General features: G+C 70.2%; 23 protein-coding genes. 7 read left to right on the top strand and 16 right to left on the bottom strand.

What is annotated here, in order from left to right; translation table 11 throughout:
* Nucleotides 1–2: 2 nt before the first annotated feature.
* From V1457_RS14350 to V1457_RS14340, 3 genes are read left to right on the top strand one after another with little or no spacing between them, the layout of a single operon-like run.
* The gene (locus V1457_RS14350; RefSeq protein WP_338604406.1) at nucleotides 3–596 is read left to right on the top strand and encodes a hypothetical protein; all 594 of its coding nucleotides are present in this window, start codon (nucleotides 3–5) and stop codon (nucleotides 594–596) included.
* Nucleotides 545–2,398 carry an ADP-ribosylglycohydrolase family protein gene (locus V1457_RS14345; RefSeq protein ID WP_338604403.1) on the top strand — a complete coding sequence of 618 codons (1,854 nt, stop codon included), beginning with the start codon at nucleotides 545–547 and terminating at the stop codon, nucleotides 2,396–2,398. The genes V1457_RS14350 and V1457_RS14345 overlap by 52 nt, the downstream gene beginning before the upstream one ends.
* 41 nt (nucleotides 2,399–2,439) lie before the next feature.
* Nucleotides 2,440–3,219 (top strand): enoyl-CoA hydratase-related protein, encoded by a 780-nt coding sequence (locus tag V1457_RS14340; protein ID WP_295143617.1) that lies wholly within the window; start codon nucleotides 2,440–2,442, stop codon nucleotides 3,217–3,219.
* Between the two features lie 46 nt (nucleotides 3,220–3,265).
* Here V1457_RS14340 and V1457_RS14335 read toward each other — a convergent pair whose 3' ends face one another.
* From V1457_RS14335 to V1457_RS14290, 10 genes are all read right to left on the bottom strand, one after another.
* A complete protein-coding gene (locus V1457_RS14335) occupies nucleotides 3,266–3,637 on the bottom strand; it encodes a barstar family protein (RefSeq protein WP_295143620.1) in 372 nt (123 codons plus the stop codon).
* Between the two features lie 143 nt (nucleotides 3,638–3,780).
* Nucleotides 3,781–4,032, bottom strand: coding sequence for a hypothetical protein (locus tag V1457_RS14330; protein ID WP_233627635.1), 252 nt, complete (start codon nucleotides 4,030–4,032; stop codon nucleotides 3,781–3,783).
* Nucleotides 4,032–4,247, bottom strand: coding sequence for a hypothetical protein (locus V1457_RS14325; RefSeq protein ID WP_233627694.1), 216 nt, complete (start codon nucleotides 4,245–4,247; stop codon nucleotides 4,032–4,034). The genes V1457_RS14330 and V1457_RS14325 overlap by 1 nt, the downstream gene beginning before the upstream one ends.
* 52 nt (nucleotides 4,248–4,299) lie before the next feature.
* On the bottom strand, nucleotides 4,300–5,235 hold the full coding sequence (gene mmsB, locus V1457_RS14320) for a 3-hydroxyisobutyrate dehydrogenase (protein WP_200070956.1): 936 nt from the start codon (nucleotides 5,233–5,235) through the stop codon (nucleotides 4,300–4,302).
* A gap of 51 nt (nucleotides 5,236–5,286) precedes the next feature.
* A complete protein-coding gene (locus V1457_RS14315) occupies nucleotides 5,287–6,333 on the bottom strand; it encodes an enoyl-CoA hydratase/isomerase family protein (protein ID WP_338604393.1) in 1,047 nt (348 codons plus the stop codon).
* Complete coding sequence (locus tag V1457_RS14310; protein ID WP_200070954.1) at nucleotides 6,330–7,514, bottom strand: acyl-CoA dehydrogenase family protein; 1,185 nt, start codon at nucleotides 7,512–7,514, stop codon at nucleotides 6,330–6,332. The genes V1457_RS14315 and V1457_RS14310 overlap by 4 nt, the downstream gene beginning before the upstream one ends.
* A gap of 36 nt (nucleotides 7,515–7,550) precedes the next feature.
* Nucleotides 7,551–9,050: a CoA-acylating methylmalonate-semialdehyde dehydrogenase gene (locus tag V1457_RS14305; RefSeq protein WP_200070953.1), complete on the bottom strand. Its 1,500-nt coding sequence runs from the start codon at nucleotides 9,048–9,050 to the stop codon at nucleotides 7,551–7,553.
* A 224-nt stretch (nucleotides 9,051–9,274) separates the two neighbouring features.
* Entirely contained in the window at nucleotides 9,275–10,612 is a 1,338-nt protein-coding gene (locus V1457_RS14300) for an SLC13 family permease (RefSeq protein ID WP_338604387.1), read from the bottom strand.
* 66 nt (nucleotides 10,613–10,678) lie between these two features.
* The gene (locus V1457_RS14295; protein WP_200070951.1) at nucleotides 10,679–11,443 is read right to left on the bottom strand and encodes an SDR family NAD(P)-dependent oxidoreductase; all 765 of its coding nucleotides are present in this window, start codon (nucleotides 11,441–11,443) and stop codon (nucleotides 10,679–10,681) included.
* A gap of 39 nt (nucleotides 11,444–11,482) precedes the next feature.
* Entirely contained in the window at nucleotides 11,483–12,328 is an 846-nt protein-coding gene (locus V1457_RS14290) for a sugar phosphate isomerase/epimerase (RefSeq protein WP_338604383.1), read from the bottom strand.
* Between the two features lie 136 nt (nucleotides 12,329–12,464).
* Here V1457_RS14290 and V1457_RS14285 point away from each other — a divergent pair, with 136 nt between their 5' ends.
* Together V1457_RS14285 and V1457_RS14280 are read left to right on the top strand one after the other, a co-directional pair.
* Nucleotides 12,465–13,133 carry a GntR family transcriptional regulator gene (locus tag V1457_RS14285; protein WP_200070949.1) on the top strand — a complete coding sequence of 223 codons (669 nt, stop codon included), beginning with the start codon at nucleotides 12,465–12,467 and terminating at the stop codon, nucleotides 13,131–13,133.
* A 131-nt stretch (nucleotides 13,134–13,264) separates the two neighbouring features.
* On the top strand, nucleotides 13,265–14,263 hold the full coding sequence (locus V1457_RS14280) for a methyltransferase (RefSeq protein WP_338604379.1): 999 nt from the start codon (nucleotides 13,265–13,267) through the stop codon (nucleotides 14,261–14,263).
* Here the strand turns inward: V1457_RS14280 and V1457_RS14275 are convergent.
* Together V1457_RS14275 and V1457_RS14270 are read right to left on the bottom strand one after the other, a co-directional pair.
* Nucleotides 14,238–14,888, bottom strand: coding sequence for an MOSC domain-containing protein (locus V1457_RS14275; RefSeq protein WP_295143646.1), 651 nt, complete (start codon nucleotides 14,886–14,888; stop codon nucleotides 14,238–14,240). The genes V1457_RS14280 and V1457_RS14275 overlap by 26 nt on opposite strands.
* Nucleotides 14,889–15,000: 112 nt before the next feature.
* Nucleotides 15,001–16,053 carry a nitronate monooxygenase gene (locus V1457_RS14270; protein ID WP_338604376.1) on the bottom strand — a complete coding sequence of 351 codons (1,053 nt, stop codon included), beginning with the start codon at nucleotides 16,051–16,053 and terminating at the stop codon, nucleotides 15,001–15,003.
* 374 nt (nucleotides 16,054–16,427) lie between these two features.
* Between V1457_RS14270 and V1457_RS14265 the strand changes: the two genes are divergently transcribed.
* Nucleotides 16,428–16,646, top strand: coding sequence for a hypothetical protein (locus V1457_RS14265; RefSeq protein ID WP_295143649.1), 219 nt, complete (start codon nucleotides 16,428–16,430; stop codon nucleotides 16,644–16,646).
* Nucleotides 16,647–16,802: 156 nt separating this feature from the next.
* Here V1457_RS14265 and V1457_RS14260 read toward each other — a convergent pair whose 3' ends face one another.
* Nucleotides 16,803–17,366, bottom strand: a complete 564-nt coding sequence (locus tag V1457_RS14260) for a Uma2 family endonuclease (RefSeq protein ID WP_200070947.1) — start codon at nucleotides 17,364–17,366, stop codon at nucleotides 16,803–16,805.
* A 295-nt stretch (nucleotides 17,367–17,661) separates the two neighbouring features.
* Complete coding sequence (gene aceA, locus V1457_RS14255; RefSeq protein ID WP_200070946.1) at nucleotides 17,662–18,984, bottom strand: isocitrate lyase; 1,323 nt, start codon at nucleotides 18,982–18,984, stop codon at nucleotides 17,662–17,664.
* Between the two features lie 118 nt (nucleotides 18,985–19,102).
* Between aceA and V1457_RS14250 the strand changes: the two genes are divergently transcribed.
* On the top strand, nucleotides 19,103–20,563 hold the full coding sequence (locus V1457_RS14250; protein WP_200070945.1) for a helix-turn-helix domain-containing protein: 1,461 nt from the start codon (nucleotides 19,103–19,105) through the stop codon (nucleotides 20,561–20,563).
* A gap of 245 nt (nucleotides 20,564–20,808) precedes the next feature.
* Here V1457_RS14250 and V1457_RS14245 read toward each other — a convergent pair whose 3' ends face one another.
* Both V1457_RS14245 and V1457_RS14240 read right to left on the bottom strand, forming a co-directional pair.
* On the bottom strand, nucleotides 20,809–21,399 hold the full coding sequence (locus tag V1457_RS14245) for a Uma2 family endonuclease (RefSeq protein ID WP_200070944.1): 591 nt from the start codon (nucleotides 21,397–21,399) through the stop codon (nucleotides 20,809–20,811).
* Between the two features lie 64 nt (nucleotides 21,400–21,463).
* Nucleotides 21,464–22,351 carry a LysR family transcriptional regulator gene (locus tag V1457_RS14240; protein WP_200070943.1) on the bottom strand — a complete coding sequence of 296 codons (888 nt, stop codon included), beginning with the start codon at nucleotides 22,349–22,351 and terminating at the stop codon, nucleotides 21,464–21,466.
* Nucleotides 22,352–22,402 lie beyond the last annotated feature (51 nt).

Genomic DNA, 22,402 nt, shown 5'->3' with positions numbered 1-22,402 from the left:
AGGTGACGGACGCGAGGGGCTCTGGCGGGCTCACCGATGCGGAACGGGCGTTGCTGGCCGCGTACCGGCAACGGCGCCGGACCGCCCCGCCTTCCGGAACGAGCCCAGCCTCCGGAACCGCCCCGCCCGACGCCGACGAGCGGCTGCTGCTCCAGCGGTGGAGCTGGTGGCGGGACCGGCCGCTGTCCCGGCCACCGTGGTTCGCCGCGCTGCGCCAGCGGATCGTCGAGCCCGAGCCGCCCACGCCCGCGACCGGGCTGGCCGGCCCGGACGGCTACCTGCCGGAGGCCGCGAGCCGGTTCGCCGGGATGCTGCTCGGCGCGGCCGCGGCCGAACACACCGTGCTCGGCAGGCTCGGTGAGCGCACCACCTCGGTGCTGTTCGCGTTGGAAGGGCTGATCCGCGCGCACACCGCGTTGCGCGTGCACGGCACCGCCTCCCCACCTCTTCCGTCCTCAGTGGACTGCAACGGTGGCTGCACACTCGCGGAATCGCTTGGCAGGACTGCGTTCCCGCGCCCGGCGGCGAACCGGACGGCTGGCTGGTGGGCAGGCCGGAGCTGCATTCCGCCGCCGTCGACGAGCCCGCGCTGCTGACCGCGCTGACCCGCATCGCCGCCGGGAGCAAACCTTCGCCGCACGCAGCGGGCGCCACCGCAGTGCCGATCGGAGCGGTCGCGGCGCTGTGGTCGGCCGATGACGGGTTCGACCTCGGCAGGGAACTGGCGGCGTTATCCCACGGCCACCCCGACGGGAACCGCCCGGCCGGTGCGACGGGCGCGGCGATTTCCCTGCTGTTGCGGGGAATTCCGCTCGCCGAAGCGCTGCCCGGTGCGCTGGCCCGCTGGCAGCCCGCCGAATCCCGGCCCGCGCTGCTGGACCGCGCGCTGCACCTCGGCTCGACCAGCCCGATCGGTTTCGTCGCCCGGCGGGACCAACTGGACGCGATGAGCGGCGGACGCAGCGGCGTGCAAGCGCTCGCGGTCGCGTTGCGCATCTGCGCGGCCTGCCCCGACGACTTCACCAAGGCCATCGAGTCAGCGAGCGAGCACTCCGGGGACGTCGGCACGACCGCCGTGTTGTGCGGTCAGCTGCTCGGCGCCGCGCACGGACCGACCGCGATTCCTCCGGAGCTGGCCGCGGAATCGCCCGCGTGGACGGTGCTCGAGCAGCTCGCCGAGGACGCCGCCGCGGAGTTCGGGCCCTACCCGGACGAGTCCGACGACTGGTTCGCCCGCTACCCGGTCGGCGACCCCGACGGCCGACCCGATCAGCGCAACAGCATCACCGCAGTGCCCAGGCTGGCCGCCTCGCGCGACCGGTTCCTCGGCGCGGTGCTGGGCTGCGCGATCGGCGAAGCGCTCGGCGGCCCCGTCGCGGGCGAGAGCTGGGACCAGATCCAAGACCGGCACGGCGAACGCGGTCTGCGCGATTACGTGCCCGCCGGGCACCCGGCCGGGCGGCTCGGCAGCGACACGCAACTGCTGCTGTTCTCCCTGGAAGGCACCATCCGCGCCGGTGTGCGCCGCCGCGACCACGACATCGCCGACCCGTCCCGGCACATCCAGCACGCCTACCAGCGCTGGCTGCACACCCAGCACCTGAGCTGGAGCCGCGCCGCGGGTGAATTCCTCGAGCGCACCGGCGAACCGGACGGGTGGCTGGTCGGGCACCGCGCGCTGTTCCAGACCCGCAACCCCGGGCGGACGATGATGCGCACGCTCATCGCCTTCGCCAAGGGACAGCAACGGATGGGCACGCCGCAGCACCCGGTCAGCGACTCGAAGGGCAGCACAGCGGTGATGCGCGCGGTGCCCGCCGCGCTGTGGAGCGAGAACCCGTCCGAAGTGTTCCGCGTCGGGCAGAACACCGCGGCGCTGACCCACGGCGACCCCGTGGCGCACCTGAGCGCCGGGACGCTCGCATTCCTGGTTTCGCGCCTGATGGCCGGTCAGGACCTCAACACCGCCGTGGAGGAGGCGTCCGCGGAACTGCGGAACCACCCCGGGCACGAAGAAGTCGCCGCCCGGTTGTCGGCGGCGGTGCACTACGCCCGCTCCGCGGGAACCACGCCGACGCACTTGGAAACCGGCATCGGAACCGGCTGGACCGCGGCGGACGCGCTCGGCATCGGGCTGTACGCGGCGCTGGTCGCGGACGGCGACTTCGACGCCGCGCTGCCGCTGGCGGTGAACCACTCCGGCAACAGCGCGACGACCGGGGCGGTGTGCGGCAGCCTCGTCGGCGCGCAGCGCGGCGCCGCGACCATCCCGCAGCGGTGGCGCGCCGAGCTGGAACTGCACGACGTGATCGAACGGCTCGCGCACGACGCGGCGTTGGAGTTCGGCCCGCGACCACCGGATACCGCGGAGTGGTTCACCCGCTACCCGCCGACCTGAGTCCTGGCTCCCCGGCTGCCCAGGCGGCTACGGTTCGCCGCATGGGCGAAGAACTCGTGCACCGCAACGTCGAAGCGGGCATCGCGACGATCACGCTGGACTCCCCGCACAACCGCAACGCGCTGTCCGCGCAGTTGCGCCGCGAACTCCGCGAGCAGTTGGCCGCCGCGTTGGCCGACGAAGCGGTGCGGGTCGTCATCCTGGACCACACCGGGCCGGTGTTCTGCTCGGGCATGGACCTGAAGGAATCCAGCGGCGCCGGTTCGCAGGACCAGGGCGTGCGGGAACTGCCCGACATCCTGGAAACGCTGTGGACCAGCCCGAAACCGGTCGTCGCGAAACTCGCGGGCCCCGCCCGCGCCGGCGGAGTCGGCATCGTCGCCGCCTGCGACCTCGCCGTCGCCGCCGAGACGGCGACCTTCGCCTTCTCCGAAGTCCGAATCGGCGTCGTGCCCGCGGTGATCTCGCTGACCGTGCTGCCGCGCCTGCAACCGCGCGCCGCGCACGAACTGTTCCTGACCGGCGAGACCTTCGACGCCCACCGGGCCGTCGAGATCGGCCTGCTCAACTCCGCCGTTCCCGCCGAAGAACTCGACACCCGAACGCGCCGCTACGCCGACCTGCTCACCCGCGGCGCCCCGAACGCCCTGGCCGCCACCAAGGCGATGCTGCGCCGCCCGCGGGCGAGCACCCTCAACGAGGACTTCGACGCCATGCTCGACCTCTCCGCCCACCACTTCGCCTCGGAAGAGGGCCAGGAGGGAATGCGCGCCTTCAAGGAGAAGCGCCCGGCTTCTTGGGTGCCCGAACAGGAATCCTGAACACGGCCCGAAGGATGGACCGGTCCACCCGCAGCTCGGCGTCCGCTCAGTCGCGGGTGAGCACCGGTTCGAAGGAGCGGCCGCAGACGGTGTTGCGGGCCGCGTCCCGCAACACCGAGTTGATCTTCTCGTAGGCCCTCGGGTCGTGCTGGGCCAGCGAGGTGGAGCCGGACCAGATCAGCACGTGCTCGCCCTCGGGCAGCCAGGACAGGTCGGTGAGGCAGTCGTAGAGCGCGTCCAGATTGCGGCCCGCCCACTCCGGGAAGGACAGCGCCGCCGCGATGCCCTCCAGCGTGGTGCGCTTGTTCACCAGCTCCCGGCCGTCGAGGACGTGCGGTACCGCGCCCCGCTGCTCGGCCGCCGCAGCGGCCTCGCGGGCGCTCACCGCGCTCTGCTCAGGCTGCTCCTGCTCGCCCACCGCAGACTCCTTCCGGAAGACCTTGCCGGGCCGTTTAGCCGCCAGCAGCTTCGTCGCAAACATCCCACTCAACCGCGCAAGTCGACAACCACGAAAACGTCACTTTTCCCGCTGTGCGGGGCCATTCCGCGACCGGAAGGGACTCAGCCCCACGGCCCGCCACCGGGCACCGGGAGGCCCCGGGCCCGCACAACCTCGAAAGCCGATCCGGACGAACTCCGGATCGGCCACGAATCGTAGGAAACCGGCATCGGCGAGCTCACCGCGGGCCGGGACATGCCCGCGGGAGCGGACGGGTCGGCCGAGCGCTGCTGCACGAACCAGCCGACCACCACCAGCACGATCAGCCCGACCAGGGCGATCGTGATCCGCTTGCGGGAGGACACGCGGTTCACTACCGCTGCGCCTTCGGGCGGGAACGCACCGGCGGCTCGGCATCGCGCAGCCGCGTCAGCTTCGCGCCGAGCCCGTCGATGCCCCGGTCGAGCACCTTCGCCAAGCCGAAGCACACCGGCAGCAGCACCGCCAGCACCAGCGTCACCTGCAGCGGGTACCACAGCTGCACGAGCCACAGCTCGACGGCGTCCCACAACTCGAACAGCCAGTCCATCACGGCGCGGAGCCTACGCCCGGGTTGCAACCCGATGAACCCGGGCCGGAGCTCACGCCGTGCCGGTGGCCTCCGCCGATCCGGACGGCGTCACCGTGCCCTCGGCACCGGAGTGCTCCCGGATGGAGCGGATGATCGCGCCGAAGTCGTACTCGCCGCCGCCCTCGGCGTTGAACCGCTGGTACAGCTCGGTGGCCAGCTGCCCGATCGCGGTGTCGGTGCCGCTCTGCTCGGCCGCGGACTCGGCCAGCCGCAGGTCCTTGAGCATCAGCGCCGCGGAGAACCCCGGCTCGTAGTCGTGGTTCGCGCGGCTGGTCTCCACCAGATCCGGCACCGGGCAGTTCGTGGTCAGCGACCAGCACTGCCCGGTGGAGATCGAGGCGACGTCGTAGAGCGCCTGGTTGCTCAGCCCGAGCCGCTCGCCCAGCACGAAAGCCTCGCTGACCGCGATCATCGACGCGCCAAGGATGAGGTTGTTGCACATCTTGGTGACCTGCCCGTGCCCGGCGCCGCCGCAGTGGATCACCTTGCGCGCCATCGGTTCCAGCACCGCCTCCGCGCGCTGGAACACGTCGGCGGCACCGCCCGCCATGAACGTCAGCGTGCCCGCCTCTGCGCCCGCGGTACCGCCGGAGACCGGGGCGTCCAGCGAACCGAACCCGGCCGCGCCCGCCGCCTCGTGCGCCGCCCGCGCGTCGGCGACGTCGACCGTGGAGCAGTCGATCAGCAGCGCACCCGGCTGCACCGAACCGAGCACCTCCCGGTAGCAGTCCAGCAGGTGCTTGCCGCTGGGCAGCATGGTGATCACCGCATCCGCCCCGGCCACCGCATCGGCCGCCGAGTCCGCGGTGGTCACGCCGTTCGCCCGCGCCTGCGCCAGCGCCGCAGGGGCCAGGTCGAACCCGCGCACCGCGTGCCCGGCCTTGACCAGGTTCGCCGACATGGGCCCGCCCATGTGGCCCAGCCCGATGAAAGCGATGACAGCCATTGTCACGTTCCCTTCTGCCGATCGGCCGGGACGGCCCCGGCTGCAGCGGGATCAGTCCGCTGCGAGTCCCAATTCCGCGGCGCCGAGCGGGGCGAAGAACCGCTCGACGAACTCGTCGGTCACCTCGTCCAGGCGCTCCGGCGACCACTTCGGGTCCTTGTCCTTGTCGACGAGCGTGGCGCGCACGCCCTCCACGAAATCGCCGACCGAAACGGTGGCCAGCGCCAGCCGGTATTCCTGGTCGAGCGCCTGCTCCAAGGTGTCCGGGCGCGACCGCAGGGCGCGCAGCGTGATCTTCAGCGAGGTCGGCGACTTGGTCTCGATGGCGTCGGCGGCCTGCTGCGCGGCTTCTTCCGGGCGCGCGCGCAGCCTGGTGAGGACGTCTTCCACGCGGTCGGCGGAATAGGCCGCTTCGATCCATTCCCGGTGCGCCGCCAGCGGTGCGGGCGGGCGCTCGGTGGCGAACCTGGCCAGCGCCGCGTCCACCTCGCCATCGGTCAACGCCGCGACCAGCTCTTCGAGCCGGTCGCTGGGCACGAAATCGTCGGCCAGGCCCAGCGCGATCGCGTCCGCGCCGCCGACCGGAGTACCGGTCAGCGCCAGGTGCGTGCCGAACTCACCCGGCGCGCGCGAGAGCAGGTAGGTGCCGCCCACGTCGGGCACGAACCCGATTCCGGTCTCCGGCATCCCGACCTTGGAACGTTCGGTGACCACCCGGTGCGAACCGTGCGCGGTGATGCCCACGCCGCCGCCCATGCACACGCCGTCCATCAGCCCGACCACGGGCTTCGGGTAGTGCGACAGCGCCGCGTTGAGCCGGTACTCCTCGCTCCAGAACGCCTTCGGCAGCGAGTCGTCGTCGGCCTTGGCCGCGTCGTAGAGCGCGCGGATGTCCCCGCCCGCGCACAGGCCGCGTTCCCCGGCGCCCTCGATGAGCACCGCGCGCACCCGGTCGTCGGAACGCCACTGCTCAAGTGCCTCGGTGATCGACCGCACCATCTCCAAGGTGAGCGAGTTGATCGCCTTGGGGCGGTTGAGCGTGATCCGTCCGAGCGCGCCCTCTACGTTGAGCAGAACTTCCGGGGCGGTTGATGTCATGATGCCGACTCCAGCAATCCACGGGAAATGATCAAGCGCATGATCTCGTTGGTGCCTTCGAGGATCTGGTGCACGCGCAGGTCGCGAACGATCTTCTCCAGGCCGTACTCGGCAAGGTATCCGTAACCACCGTGGATCTGAAGTGCCTCGTTCGCCACGGCGAAGCCCGCGTCGGTGGCCAGCCGCTTGGCCATCGCGCACAGCCGGGTGGCGTCCGGATCGCGGGTGTCCAGCGCCCACGCCGCGCGCCACAGCAGCATCCGCGCGGCCTCCAGATCGGTCGCCATGTCGGCGAGCTTGAACTGCAGCACCTGGAACTCGCTGAGCTTCGATCCGAACGCGCTGCGCTCCCGGACATAGGCAAGGCTCTTGTCCAACGCGGCCTGCGCGCCCCCGAGCGAGCAGGCCGCGATGCTGAGCCGGCCGCCGTCCAGCCCCGCCATGGCGATCTTGAACCCGATGCCCTCCGGCCCCAGCCGCCTGCTCGCGGGCACCCGGACCTCGTCGAACAGCACCTGCCGGGTGGGCTGGGCGTTCCAGCCCATCTTGCGCTCGTTCGGCCCGAACGAGAGCCCTTGCGCACCGGCTTCGACCAGGAACGTGGAGATGCCGCCGGACCCGGTGTCCCCGGTGCGCGCCATCACCGCGTAGACGTCCGAGCTGCCGCCGCCGGAGATGAACTGCTTGACCCCGGTGAGCAGGTAGTCGTCCCCGTCGCGCACCGCGCGGGTCTGCAGCGCGGCCGCGTCCGAGCCCGCCTCCGGTTCGGTCAGGCAGTAGCTCGCCCGCTGCTGCAGCGAGCACAACCCGGGCAGCCACTGGGCTTTCTGCTCGGCGTCGCCGAACCGGTCGATCATCCCGGCGACCATGTTGTGGATCGACAGGTACGCCGCCACCGAAGGGTCACCGGAGGCCAGCGCCTCGAAGATGAGCACCGAGTCGAACCGGCTCAGGCCGGTGCCGCCGTAGGCGTCGTCGACGTAGATCCCGCCGATGCCCAGTTCCCCGGCGGTGCGCAGCACCTCCACCGGGAAGTGCTTGTCCTGGTCCCACTGCACCGCGTGCGGCGCGAGCTGTTCGGCGGCGAACTCGCGGGCGGTCTGCTGGATCGCGCGCTGGTCCTCGGACAGCTCGAACGGCGACGCCGCGCCGGTGGGGCCGGTTACCGCTGCAACGGACACGTCTGACTCCTCACCTGTGGGGCAGGCTCACCGAGCTCAGTTCATGGTCGGAATGGTGAAGCTGGCGCCTTCCTTGAGCCCGGACGGCCAGCGCGAGGTGACCGTCTTGGTCTTGGTGTAGAACTTGATCGAGTCCGGGCCGTGCTGGTTCAGGTCGCCGTAGCCGGAGCGCTTCCAGCCGCCGAAGGTGTGGTACGCGATCGGCACCGGGATCGGCACGTTCACCCCGATCATCCCGGTGTCGACGCGGCTGACGAACTCGCGCGCCGCGTCGCCGTCCCTGGTGAAGATGGCGACCCCGTTGCCGTACTCGTTCTCGCTCGGCAGCCGCAGCGCCTCCTCGTAATCGGCCGCGCGCACCACCGACAGCACGGGACCGAAGATCTCCTCCCGGTAGATCCGCATGTCCGGCGTGACGTGGTCGAACAGCGAGGCACCCGCGAAGAAGCCGCCCTCGTGGCCTGCCATCTCGAACCCGCGACCGTCGACCAGCAGCTCCGCCCCTTCGTCGACACCTGCGGTGACCAGGTCGTCCGCCCGCTGCTTCGCCTGCCTGGTCACCAGCGGCCCGAAGTCGGCATCCTCGGTGAAGCTGGTGCCGATCTTGAGCTTGCGCACCCGCTCGGTGAGCTTCTCCACCAACGCGTCCGCGGTGGCCTGCCCGACCGGCACCGCCACCGAGATCGCCATGCACCGCTCACCCGCCGAGCCGTAGCCGGCGCCGACCAGCGCCTCCACCGCCTGGTCCAGATCCGCATCCGGCATCACGATCATGTGGTTCTTCGCGCCGCCGAAGCATTGCGCGCGCTTGCCGTGCGCGGCCGCGGTCGAATAGATGTACTCCGCGATCGACGAGGAGCCGACGAACCCGACCGCCTCGATCCGCGGGTCGGTCAGCACCGCGTCCACCGCGGTCTTGTCACCGTTGACCACGTTGAGCACGCCCGGCGGCAGGCCCGCTTCGACGAACAGCTCCGCCAGCCGCAGCGGCACCGACGGGTCCCGTTCGGAGGGCTTGAGCACGAAGGAGTTGCCCGCCGCGATGGCAGGTGCGGCCTTCCACAGCGGGATCATCGCCGGGAAGTTGAACGGGGTGATGCCCGCGACCACGCCCAGCGGCTGGCGCATCGAGTAGACGTCGATGCCGGTTCCCGCGTTCTCGCTGTACTCGCCCTTGAGCAGGTGCGGGATGCCGACGGCGAACTCGACGACCTCCAGGCCGCGCTGGATGTCGCCCTTGGCGTCCGGGACGGTCTTGCCGTGCTCGGCGGCCAGCAGCCGGGCCAGCGAGTCCATCTCGTCGTTGACCAGTTGCAGGAAGCGCATCAGCACCCGGGCCCGCTTCTGCGGGTTCTGCGCCGCCCACGCCGGTTGCGCCGCGGCCGCGTCGGCGACGGCGGCGGAGACCTCGCCGGTCGAGGCCAACGGCACCGCCGCCTGCACCTGCCCGGTGTTCGGATCGAACACGTCACCGAAGTTCCCGGAGGTCCCGGCGACCCGCTCGCCGCCGATGAAGTGCGTCAACTCCTGGGACATACCGCACCGAACCTTTCACCGATCTCGCCGTTGATGCCCGCCGCCGAACGGGCCGATTACTCGGCCTTCCAACCTTTGGCCACCCAATCATTGCGCCGGGGCCTGCCACCGCAACAGGTGCCGCACGTCACATCTACCTGAACCGATCGGGTGCGGCCCGCTGCGAAACGTCCCCGAACAGCACGAAAGCCCCCGCTCGGGGGGCTTTGGTGCGTGGCGGGGCCTCAGCTGACCAGGTCCGCGACGAGCACGAGAGCCAGCGCCACCACCGACATGATCGACTGGGCGACCGTGTAGACCTGGAACGCGCCGCGGGTGGACAGGCTCAGCAGCGTGCGGAACATCCAGAACGTGTTGTCGCTGACGTGGCCGCCGAAGCTCGCCCCTGCCGCCGCGGCCAGCGCGACCAGCACCGGCGCCGTGCCCAGGCCACCGACGACGGGCGCCAGCAGCGTCGCCGCGGTGATCGCCGCGACCGAGCCCGAGCCCTGCGCCAGCCGCAGCAACGCCGCCACCAGCCACGCGAGCAGCAGCGGCGACGCACTGCCCGCGTGGAACAGGCCGCTCACCACGTCGCCGACGCCGGTCCGGCTGATCACCTCGCCGAGCGAACCTGCCACGCCGGTGAACAGCAGGATCGTGCCGCTGGTGGCCGCGCCCTTGTTCAACGCCCGCTCGACGGCGTCCCTGGACAACGTCCACACCGTGATCGCGCAGCCGAGCACGAGACCGATCAGCAATGCCACCACCGGGTCGGCCAGGAACGCGATCCAGCCGACCCGCGCGCCCGCGGTCTCGGTCACCGTGCCCAGCACGATCAGCAGCAACGGCACCAGCACCGGCAGCACGAGCACGATCAGCGGCAAGGTGCGCTTCGGGGTTTCCGCGGAGCCCACGGCCATGCCTTCGATGCCGTCATCGACGTGCGCTTCGTCCTTGGCCGGGTTCCAGGTGCGGCGCATGAGCCTGCCGTGCAGGAACACCGCGATGACGATCGATGCCACGCCGATCCCGATGCCGAACAGCAGCATCATGCCGAGGCCGACGCCGAGCGAACCGCTGATCGCCAATGCCGCCGCACCCGGCAGCACCATCAGCAGCCCGACCTCCAAGCCGATCGCCAGCGCGCCGCCGACGGCCGCCACGCTCGCACCGGTGCGGGCGGCCACCGAGCGCGCCATCGGCGCCAGCATCACCAGGGCCACGTCGAAGTAGATCGCCGGGAACACCACGCCCGCGGACAAGCCCAGCGCGTACGGCGACCGGTCCTTCCCGAACGCCTTCAGGAACAGCTCGACGATCCGCTGCAACGTCCCGGTCGCCGACAGCAGCGAACCGAGCAGCACGCCGAACCCGATGATGAGCCCGACCTCGGCCATCAGATCGCCGAACCCGGTCGTGACGGCCTTCGCGGTGCCTTCGAAACCGAGCCCGGTGGCCAGGCCGAGGTACAGCGAACCCAGCACCAGCACGATCACCGGGTTCAGCCGCGCACCCACGATCAAGCCCACGATTCCGAGCACCGTGATCGCGGTGTGCAGCAGGAGGAGGGAGTTGGACATCCTTGTCGCTCTTTCCGTGGTCCTCGCCATTGCGGCGCGCCCGGCGCGGCCGGGCGGGCCAGGCGGTCAGTTGATGTGCGAGCCGCCGTTGATGTCGAAGGTGGCGCCGGTGATGTAGCCGACGGATTCGCCGGCGAGGAAGGTGATCGTGCTCGCCACGTCGGTGGTCCGGCCGTTGCGCCCCACCGGGACTCCGGAGATCAGTTCTTCCTTGCGTTCACCGCTGAGCAGTCCGCCGGTGATGTCGGTGTCCACCAGGCCCGGGGCGACCGCGTTGACCACCACTCCGTTCGGTCCGACCTCCCGCGCCAGCGCCCTGGTCAGCCCGAGCACGGCCGCCTTGGCCGCCGAGTAGTGCGACCCGCCGAACACCCCGCCGCCGCGTTGCGCGCTGACCGAGGAGACGTTGACGATGCGCCCGTAGCCGCGCTCGACCATCCCGGGCAGCACCCGCCGCGTGACCAGGTACGTCCCGGTGACGTTGACCCGGAACACCAGCTCCCACTCGTCCTGCTCGATGTCCAGGAAGCGGGTCGGGCGGGTGATTCCCGCGTTGTTGACCAGCGTCGCGATCGGCGGCAGATCGGCGGATTCGACGGCGGAGACCGCGGAGTCCACCGAGGACTCGTCGGTGACGTCGGCGCGCACGCCGAGTGCGCGGACCCCGTGCTCCTCGGCGACGACACCCGCGGTGCGCTCGGCGGCGTCGCCGTCGACGTCCAGCACCGCGATGTCGAAACCGGCCGCGGCCAGCTGCCGGGCGGTCTCCCGCCCGATGCCGCGCTCGGATCCGGCTCCGGTGATGACTGCGGTACGTGCGGTTTCGGACATGCGGGTCCTCCAGATCTCGGTCGTCGGGAACCGGCCGGGTCAGCCGGCCAGCAGTGCGCGGACGTCGTCGCGAGCGGCGGCGGCCGCGGCGGGACGGTCGGTTTCGGCCACGTCGTGGGTTTCGAGTTCGAGCACGTGGCGGCGGTTGCCGGGGTTCTCGGCCAGCGCCGCGATCACTCCGGCGAAGTCCGCGCGGCCGCGGCCGATGCTGAGGTTGATCTCGCCGGGCGCGGCGTCCCGGTAGTGCACGTGCTCGACGCGGGTAGCGAGTTCCCGCGCCAGCGCCACCTCGTCGATGCCACCCGCGACGACGTGGCTGACGTCGTAAACGAGCCCGGCCGCTTCGGCAGGAACCCGCTCCAGCAGCGCGATCGCGCGCTCGGCGGTGTGGCAGAACCGGAAGTGGTGCAGGCCCTCCACCAGCAACCGCACCCCGTTGCTCGCGGCGAGCTCGCCGAGTGCGCGCAGGCCGCGCGCGAGCCGGTCCAGATCGGCGTCTTCGGCCACGAACGGCGTCCGGGTCTGCGCTCCGCAGGGCACGATCATGGCGGCGTTCAGGCGAGCGGCCAGCCGCACCAACCGCCGCCCGGATTCGAGCAGGTCGTGCTCGGACAGCGCGGGATCGTTCAGCGGCCCCGGGTCGACGTTGATCGCCCAGGTGCGCAAGCCCGATTCCTCGACTGCGCGCACGATGCCTGCGGTGTCCTCGCCCAACGGGTGCGGGATGTGCTCGCAGACTCCGGGGAGTCCACCGAGGTCGATTCCGTCGAAACCGAGCTCGCGGATCGTCGTCAGCGCCTCGGTCAGCCGGCGGTGGCGGAACGAGATCGTCGAGCAGCCCAGTTCGGGCAGGCAGCTCGGCTCCGGATCCCCGCGCAGCACCATGACCGTCACTCCTTCGTGCGTTAGGTGGCGCACAGTTAACGTCCAACTCGCGTCGACTGTCAACAGTCGACTGTCACTGGACGACCGGGTCTTGGACTACGATGAGCCCGGACCCGAGCAGAGAGGCGATCCACACGTGTCCCTGGATGTCCCGGCGCTGGGCGGCGTCGACCGGCAGACGTTGCGCGAGCAGTCCCTGCACAAGCTGCGGGAAGCGATCAGCAGCGGGCAGCTCGAACCAGGGCGGCGGCTGATCGAGACCGAGCTCAGCGAAGCGCTCTCGGTCTCTCGCGGAACCTTGCGCGAAGCACTCCGGCACCTGGTGCAGGAAGGGCTCGTCGTCGCCGACGAACGCGGCAAGCTGCTGGTGCGCGCGCTGACGAAAGCCGAAGTGCGCGACATCTTCGCGGTACGTGCGGCGCTGGAAGTCCTCGCAGTGGAGCTGCTATGCGGCGCGCCGGAGCGGGACGAGATCATCAGCACGCTGCGCGCGGCCGTGGACCGGCTCCGCGACGAGCAGCAGGGCATGGCGGAACTGGTGGAGAACGACCTGGCGTTCCACCGGCTGCTGTGCGAACTGACCGGCAACGCCGCGCTCGTGCAGTCCTGGCAGAACATCTCCGGGCTGACCCGCGCGACCATCGTGCGTTCCGGCCCGGAGCTGGCGGTGCGCAACATGGCCTGGCAGCGGCACACCCCGATCGTCGACGCGATCGAGGCGGGCGAAGCCGCGCGGGCGCGCGAGGTGGTGCGCGAGCACATGAGCGAAACCACCGAGCGGATCGTCGCCGTGCTCGGCGACTAGGGCAGCTGCACGAGCGGCGTCAGCCGCAGCCAGAAGACGCCCGTGGTTCCGCCAACTGACCCGCTTTCACGCACTCCCCAGCCCCGCCGACGGCTCTGCCCAGGTCACTTACGGCGCCTATGCTGCGGCGCATGGCCCCGGAGCCGGTGGACATCTGGGCAATGGCAGACCTGGTGAAGCCGTTCGCCGTGCGAACGGTCGCGACGTTGCGCGTGGCCGACATCGTCCGGGACCGGCCGGTCGCGCTGGAGGAGATCGCCAAGAGGAGCGAGGCGCAGGCCGACCCGCTCGGCAGGCTGTTGCGGTACCTGGTGCAGCACGGCATGTTCACCGAACCGGAACCCGACGTGTTCGGTCCGAACGCCGCTTCGCGCGAGCTGGAGAGCGACTCGCCGAGCGGCACCAGGGAGTGGCTCGATCTGGACGGCGCGGTCGGACGCGCGGATCTGGCCTTCGTGGAGCTGATCGAGCAGGTGCGCGGGCACCACCCGGCGTACCGGGCTGCGTTCGGCCGCTCGTTCTGGGAAGACCTCGCGCACAGCGCGCAACTGTCGGACTCCTTCGACGACCTGATGGAGACGAAGTCGAGCACCCTCGCTCCGGTGGTGGCCGACGAACTGGACTGGGACCGGTTCGGCCGGGTCGCCGACATCGGCGGCGGCAAGGGCGTGCTGATCGACGCGATCCTGCAGCGGTACCCGGACGTTCGCGGCATGGTCGTCGACCTGGCCGGACCGGCCCTCAACGCCGACGAGTACCTGCGTTCGCGCGGTCTGCGGGACCGCGTCGAAGTGGTCACCGGGAGCTTCTTCGACCCGCTGCCGGACTCGGCGGACGCCTACGTGCTGAGCGACGTCCTCGGCGACTGGGACGACGAGGACGCGATCCGCATACTCGCCCGCTGCGCGGAGGCCGCGGGCGCGGACGGCAGCGTGCTGATCATCGAGCTGCTGCCCGGCGCCCCGGAAGCGTTCACCGAGATGGACCTGCGGATGATGATCTACGTGGGCGGCCGGATGCGGGATCTGGACCGGACCGACCGGATCGCCTCGGCCGCCGGGCTGTTCGTCGCGGCGGTCACCCGCGTGTCGGGGGGTTACGGCATCATCGAATGTCTGCCCGACCGGTGAGCTCTTCTAGCCGCAGCTGACGACGCCACTTCGGCGGCAGGTCCTGCGCCGCGGGCGCCACCTGCTCGCGGCGATCCCGGTCCCCCATGGCGAGCGCGAAAACGTCCGCCACCGTGACCGCGTGGCCGGGCTTGCTCAGCATCCGGACCTCGTCCCCGGCGCGGATGTCGCCGGATTCCTCCACCGCGAGGTAAGCCCCCGGCCTGCCGATTTCGGCGAACCGCTTCACCAGGCCCTTGTGCTGCCAGAAGCCGGCGAAGACCCGGCACGGGTTGCGCGGTCCGGTCACCCGCAGCACGGCGGCGCCGATGCGCCAGCGCTCGCCGATCACCGCGAAACTGCTCTCGCAGCCGAGAAGGCTCAGGTTCTCCCCCGCGTTGCCCGGCACCAGCTCCCGGCCCAGCTCCGCGGACCAGAACCCCAGATCCTCGGTGTCGAAGGCATAGGCCGCCTGGTACCAGGCTCCGTGGTGCTTGGTGTCGATCACCTGATCACCGCGCACTCCGCTCGGGGTGAACTCGACCGGATCGTCCACCGGACGCTTGTCGATCCCTGTTCGCCCCATCCGCCCGGTCCACTCACCGGTACGCAGCACCGCCACGTTCACCGACCGCACATAACCCACCGCGCCAACCTATGCGCTGCTCCGCCCGCGCATCCAGGTGTTTTCGCGGTCCTTCAACGGTCAGCGAGCACGAAGACCGTCCACGGCGCGGTGTTCCGCGAATACCGGCGGTTCAGGGCAGCTTGCCGCGTCCGGAGTCGAACGCTCGCCGCGCACCGTCCACGAGATCCTGGACCAGTTCCGCGGCGGGCCGAGCAGCGGCCTGCGAGTAGGTCTGCCCCGCCCACAGCGACATGGCTTCCGGGTCTCCGGCTTTCCCGGCCGCTGCCCGCACCGGCTTGGTGAGGTGGTGCAGTTGCGGGTAGGCGGCGGGCGCGTGCGGGCCGTTCTCCCGCATGAAGCGGTTCACCAGCCCGCGCGCGGGACGTCCGCTGAACGCTCTGGTGAACTCCGTGGCCCGGGTTCCCTCGGCGATCTCCGCACGCTGGGCCGCCGCGGTACCCGCCTCATCCGTGATCATGAAGGCCGTGCCCAGCTGCGCCGCGACCGCACCGGACGCGAGCACCGCGGCCACGTCGGCACCGGTGACGATCCCGCCCGCGGCGATCAGCGGCAGCTCGACCTCTGCCGAGATCAACCGCAGCGCGCCCAGCAGGCCGATCAACTCACCACCGGCCCGCGTCGCCTCATCGTCGTCGAAGACCGCCCGGTGACCGCCGGCTTCGGAACCTTGCACGCAGAGCAGGTCGACCCCGGATTCCGCAGCCTGCCGCGCTTCCGAGGGCGTGGTCACGGTGGCGACCACTTCCGCCCCCACCGAGTGCAACCGCTCCACAGTGGACGATTCCGGGCAGCCGAAGGTGAACGACACCACCGGCATCCGCTGGGCGATCACCAGTTCCACCTTGGCCTGGTACAGGTCGTCGTCCCAGTGCGCTGTCCCCGGTTCGACGCCGTAGTGCTGCGCCTGGGCTTGGACGCGGCTGCGGTAGGCCGCCAGCTCGATGTTGCGCCGATGGCCGGGAACGAACAGGTTCACCCCGAACGGTTCCGCGGTCAGCTCGCGCGCTCTGGCGATCTGCCCGTTCAGCGCCTCTTCGGTGAGGTAGCCCGCGGCCAGGAAGCCGAACCCGCCCATGCCGCTGACCGTCGCGGCCAGCTCCGGGGTGCTGATCCCGCCCGCCATCGGCGCCGCGATCACCGGCACCGTCCGCTGCTCGATCATGCCCGGCACATTAGTTGTCGCGCCGCCTGCCCGCGACATCGCGAGCACCACACCGGTTCGACGCCGAAAACGCTTGCGCGACAATGCTTTCTCGGACGTCGGCGGCAAACGGCTTCAGCTCCGTCCGCGAGGCGCTCCCACTGGAAGCCGGTGATCCGCTCCGGCACACCCCGCAGCCGATCATCCGAAACCCGTTGAGCCGATGGCCAACCAGCTCCTGGGCCGATGGCCCCACCTCCCTTCGTCTGTGCGCCGCGCCACCTCTGGTGCGCGGGTGTACCGAGCTGGAAAACGAATTGTTAATCGCCTTGTTCCGAATACCTCGCTCCACGAATCTCTTGGCACCGCAAACCACGCGAGAACGGGAGAAACCGATGAGTACAACCGCCAAGCAGACCACCGAGGCCGAAGCCGGGTCGCGGGTCAAGCGCATCGCGTTCGCCGCAACGGCGGTGCCCGCGCTGATGATCGGTCTGGCGCTACCGGCCAACGCCGCGGAACTGACGCCGATCGCGGAGGCGCTGGACGCGACCGTCGCCGACACGCTCTCGTCGGTCGGCGGCGCACTGGACGCCCTCGGCCTGGCGGCCTGACCGACTCCCCCGGCGGCCGTCGCCATGCCGGCGGCCGCCCCTGGATGAGGCCGCGTGGGGCGGAAGTTCCGCTACGAGATTTCCGCCCCACGTTCCGGCAAGCGACCTCCCCTGCCGAAACCACCTGTTCAGTCCACAACGGACACACCAAGCCGGTCACGGGCGCAGTCCCGCCACGAGATCCGCCGGGGCGAGCTTGACCGCGAACGGCTCGGTGCTCTCGAAGACCTCGTCGTCACGAACCCGCGCGATCCGCTGATACCGCGAACCACCCACCAACTCCCACGCGGTGATCGTCGGCTGCTCCAGATCGGGGTCGACGAGCCAGAAGAACCGCGTGCCCAGCCGCGCGTAGACGGCCTTCTTCAAGCTCTCGTCCTTGATCCGGCTGCTCGGCGACACCACCTCCACCGCGACCACCGGCGCGGACGGCAGGTTCCGCAACGTCAGGTCGTCGTGCCGCGCCACCAGGATGTCCGGTCGCAGCTCGGTGAACGGGTCCGGTCGCACCGCGAACGGCGCGGCGAGCACCCGGTACGGCGACGTGCACGCGATGTGCAGCTGCGAGGCCAGTTCGACCACCGCGCCCTGGTGCGGCCATCCCGGCACCGCGCTCGCCAGCAGCTCACCGTCGATCAGCTCGTAGCGCCTGCCGTCCTCGGGCAGTCCCTCCAGGTCGTGCACGCTGAACGGACGCCCCACTCCTGCCTCGATCCGCATCGTCGAATTCCCTTCGCTCTCGGTGCCGCAAAGATGGTTCTGCGATGAAGAGGCGCGAAGCGTTCGATCTGATACAGCCGTCACCGGAACGTGTGAGCATGAAAAAGTGGGCGGGAACCCCGGAGGGTCCCCGCCCACTCGCACCATTGCGATCTCGCACACCCCGCCACAGGGCCTCTGGTGCGTTCCGGATGAGCGCTCCCGCGACGAGCGCTCAACTCTGGTGCCGGGCCGAGGAGTCCGGATCAGACGCCTCGGCCCGGCCACCCGGGTCCGACACCGGGCGAGCTTTCGATCAGAACTGGGCGGTCTCGGTCGAGCCGGCCAGCGCGGTGGTGGACGAGTCCGGGTTCACCGCGGTGCTGATCAGGTCGAAGTAGCCGGTGCCCGCCTCGCGCTGGTGGCGCGTGGCGGTGTAGCCCTGCGCCTCCGCGGCGAACTCCCGCTCCTGCAGGTCCACGTACGAGGTCATGCCGTCGGCGGCGTAGCCCTTGGCCAGGTCGAACATGCTGTGGTTCAGCGCGTGGAACCCGGCCAGCGTGATGAACTGGAACTTGTAGCCCATGTGGCCGAGTTCGCGCTGGAACTTGGCGATGGTGCTGTCGTCCAGGTTCTTGCGCCAGTTGAACGACGGCGAGCAGTTGTAGGCCAGCATCTGGTCCGGGTACTTGGCCTTGATCGCCTCGGCGAACTGCTTGGCGACCTCCAGGTCCGGCTTCGAGGTCTCCATCCAGATCAGGTCCGCGTGCGGCGCGTAGGCCAGGCCGCGGCTGATGCAGGGCTCGATGCCGTTGCGGACCTTGAAGAAGCCCTCCGAGGTGCGCTCACCGGTCAGGAACGGCTCGTCGCGCTCGTCCACGTCGCTGGTCAGCAGCGTCGCGGCCTGCGCGTCGGTGCGGGCGATGACCAGCGAGGGGGTGCCGGCCACGTCCGCGGCCAGGCGCGCCGCGTTCAGCGTCTTGACGTGCTGGCTGGTGGGGATGAGCACCTTGCCGCCCAGGTGGCCGCACTTCTTCTCGGAGGCCAGCTGGTCCTCCCAGTGCACACCCGCGGCACCCGCGGAGATCATGCCCTTCATCAGCTCGTAGGCGTTGAGCACGCCGCCGAAACCGGCCTCGGCGTCGGCGACGATCGGCGCCAGCCAGTTCGTCGGCTCCGACTCGGTCTCCTCGGCCTCCGGGTCCAGCGCCTCGGACCAGCTGATCTGGTCGGCGCGCTTGAGGGCGTTGTTGATCCGGCGGACCACCTGCGGGACCGAGTTCGCCGGGTAGAGGCTCTGGTCCGGGTAGGTCTCACCGGCCAGGTTGGCGTCCGCGGCGACCTGCCAGCCGGACAGGTAGATGGCCTTGAGCCCGGCGCGGACCTGCTGGACCGCCTGGTTGCCGGTCAGCGCGCCCAGCGAGTTGATGTAGTCGTTGTCGTTGAGCAGGTTCCACAGCCGCTCGGAGCCGAGCCGGGCCAGGGTGTGCTCCTCCTGCACGGAACCGCGCAGGCGGACGACGTCCGCGGCGGTATGAGTGCGCTCGATGCCCTTCCAGCGGGGGTCGTTGTCCCACTCCCGCTGGAGTTCCTCGGCGGCCTTGATCGCCTGCTGGCGGGTTCCAGGCTGGAGGCTCATGGTCTTCCCCTTCCGGGACGGTTCGTGCCGTTGCTGCCCCTAGTGTTGGCCGACGACCCCGGTCCGATCGAGAAGAAAATCGTAGAAATTTCGGCTGTTTTTCTGCTAGCATCAAGCCATGCCCGACTTCGCCGCCGAAGAAGACCGTAATTTTTCTACCGACCAAGACCTCCTGGTCTTCGGTCAGCGGCTGCGGCACCTGCGCCGCGCTGCCGGTCTCACCCTCGTTGAGCTGGGCGAACGCGTGGGGCGCGCGCCCTCGCAGCTCTCCCTGCTGGAGAACGGACACCGCGAGCCGAAGCTGTCGCTGCTGCGCTCGCTGGCCGACGCGCTGGGCAGCTCGGTGGACGAGCTGCTGTCGAAAAAAGCGCCGAACCGGCGGGCGGAGCTGGAGATCGCCGTCGAGCAGGCGCAGCTCGACCCGACCTACCAGCGGCTGGACGTGCCGCCGCTGAAGGTGGGCAAGCGGGTGCCCACCGAGGCCCTCGAACACGTGCTGGCGCTCTACGACGAGCTGAAGCGGCGGGAGACCAAGCAGGTCGCCACTCCCGAGGAGGCCCGCAAGGCGAACGCCTCGCTGCGGCAGATGATGCGCGAGCACGGCAACTACTTCCCGGAGATCGAGAAGGCCGCGTCCGGAGTCCTGGACCGGGTCGGCTACCACGGCGGCGCGCTGTCCGAAGGGGTCATCCAGTCCATCGCCACGCACATGGGCTATGGCCTGCGGTTCGTCGCCGACCTGCCGCGCTCGGTCCGCTCCATCACGGACCTGCGGCACAACCGGATCTTCCTGCGGCGGGAATCACTGGGGATGCACAGTCCGCGCACGATCCTGCTGCAGACGCTCGGCCACCTCACCCTCGGGCACGAGCAGCCGCGGGACTTCGCCGACTTCCTGCGCCAGCGGGTGGAAGCGAACTACTTCGCGGCCGCGGTGCTGGTGCCGGAACGGGCCGCGGTCAGCTTCCTCCAGCAGGCCAAGGCGGACCGCGACCTGGCGGTGGAGGACCTGCGGGACGTGTTCTCGGTGTCCTACGAGATGGCCGCGCACCGGTTCACCAACCTTGCCACGCAGTACCTGGACCTGGTGTGCCACTTCGTGCGCAACGACGAGACGGGCATCATCTACAAGGCGTACGAGAACGACGGGCTGGTCTTCCCCACCGACCCGGCGGGCGCCATCGAAGGGCAGCGGATGTGCCGGCACTGGGCGGGCCGGATGGTGTTCGCCTCGCCGGACCGCTATTCGACCTACTACCAGTACACGGACAAACCAGGTGCCACGCACTGGTGCGTCGCGCACGTCGACCCGAACCGCGGGCGGGATTTCGCGATCACGCTGGGCGTGCCGTACACCGAGTCGCGCTGGTTCCGGGGGCGGGAGACGACGAACCACTCGAAGTCCGGCTGCCCGAACGGCGAATGCTGCCAGCGGCCACCGACCGAACTCGCCAACCGGTGGCAGGGCATGGTGTGGCCGTCCGCGCGGGCGCACTCGCACGTGCTCTCCGCGCTGCCGTCGGACACCTTCCCCGGCGTGGACGAAGCCGACGTGTACGCGTTCCTGGAATCGCACTAGCACTGCTACGGCGGTCAGCGGTCAGCAGTAGCCGCGGCGGGATCACGACCACGAGTTGCGGATCGAGACCGGTTGGCGCTACTGCATGGCACGGGTAGCGCTGCCTTACCGGGTTGGAGCGCGAGAACGGTTGGACGCTGAGTTCGCCGAGCCGATGGGCAGGCGATCAGAAGCACCATGCAGAACAGCGGTCGGACAGATCAGCCGGTCCCGGCTCGCCGGCGGTGACGAGCCGGGGCCGGTGGTCATTCATCGCCCCGCCGCTTGCTCAGCTCGGCGGGCACCACGCGGACGGGGAACGGCCGCTCCGCTTCGAATGCGTCCGAGCCCTTGACCTCGGCGATCTGCTGATAGTGGCCTTCATCGTCCAGCTCGTGCACTTCCACGCTGGGGATGGCCGGGTCGATGACCCAGTAGCACTCGACGCCCAGTTCCTCGTACAGCGCCTTCTTCGAGTTCCGGTCGTGCAGCGCGGTGCTGCGGGAAAGGACCTCGACCACCAGCGTCGGCGGCACCGGCAGGTGCGTCTCGGTGAAGTCCTCGTCAGGGGCGACCAGCACGTCCGGTTGCAGCTCACTGGTACTGGACGTCCGCAGCGCGAACGGTGCCGGGAGAACTGAGAATCCCTCCGGGCACTTTTCTTCGAGCAGCATCCCGAGCAGCAGAACGACCCTTTGGTGCCGGTACCCCGGCGCCGGGGTCACGAGCAAGCTCCCGTCGAGCAATTCGTACCGGCGACCGTCATCGGGCATCGTCTCCAAGTCGTCCACGGTGAGGGGGCGCTCTTCGACCTGCTCGAACACGTGCGGACCGGTCATGTCAGCCATAAGAGCCATCTTGCCCTCCTTTCTTGATCGACGACAGTGAAGCACACGGCATCGACAGTTCGTAATCACTCGACTACTCAGTGCGACTTCTTCGAGCGAGTCCGGAGGCGAGTTCGACGAAGCGGGCAGCAGCCGGCGCCAGCGGGCCGGGCCGCCAGAACAACCGGCCGCCGCGGACGACCTTCGGGCGCAGCGGCAGCACGGTCGCGCCCTCGCGGGCCGCCCCCGCGGCCATCGATTCGGGCAACAGCGTGGCGCCCGCTCCGGCCAGTACCAGCGGCACGATCATCGCCTGGTGCGCGGTCTCCACCGCCACCCGCGGACGCGCATCACGAGCGGCGACGACGTCTTCGATGACCGCGCGGGTCGCAGTGCCCGGCGGAGTCGCGACGAAATCCAACGCCGCAAGCTCCGAAAGCCCGATCCGCTTGCGATCGTGCCCACCGGGCGGCAGCACCGCGTAGACCTCCCGGCCCGGCAGCCGCAAGCCTTCCAGATCATCCGGGTCCGAAGTCGTGTCGACCATCCCCAGTTCGCACTCGCCCGCGCGGACGCTGCTGGTCACGGCCGCACCCAACTCAGGGTCGAGCACCCGGACATCGACCTTCGGGTGGTGGTGCAAGAACTCGCCGAGCAAACCGGCCAGCGGATCCACCGCCAGCGTCGTCTGCGCGACGATGTCCAGGCGTCCGGCGGTGAGGCCGAGCACCTGGCGCACCGAATCGCGCGCGGTGCTCAGATCGCGCACCACCTGACGTGCCGGTTCCAGCAGCGCCTCACCGGCTTGGGTCAGCCGAACGCCGTGCGGGAGGCGGTGGAACAGCTTGCCGCCCAACCGGTTCTCCAACTGCCCGATCGCGGCCGACAGCGACGGCTGGGCGATCCGCAACGCTCTGGCCGCGGCCGTGAAGCTGCCGTTCTCGGCCACGGCCAGGAAGTACTCCACCTCGCGGCGTTCCACACCGACCTCCCAGCACCGGCGACACGAGTCACCGTAACGACGACCGGTGCT

The sequence above is a fragment of the Saccharopolyspora sp. SCSIO 74807 genome (genome assembly GCF_037023755.1).
GTDB classification, from domain to species: Bacteria; Actinomycetota; Actinomycetes; order Mycobacteriales; family Pseudonocardiaceae; genus Saccharopolyspora_C; species Saccharopolyspora_C galaxeae.
This window is presented reverse-complemented; position numbering and strand designations above follow the sequence as displayed.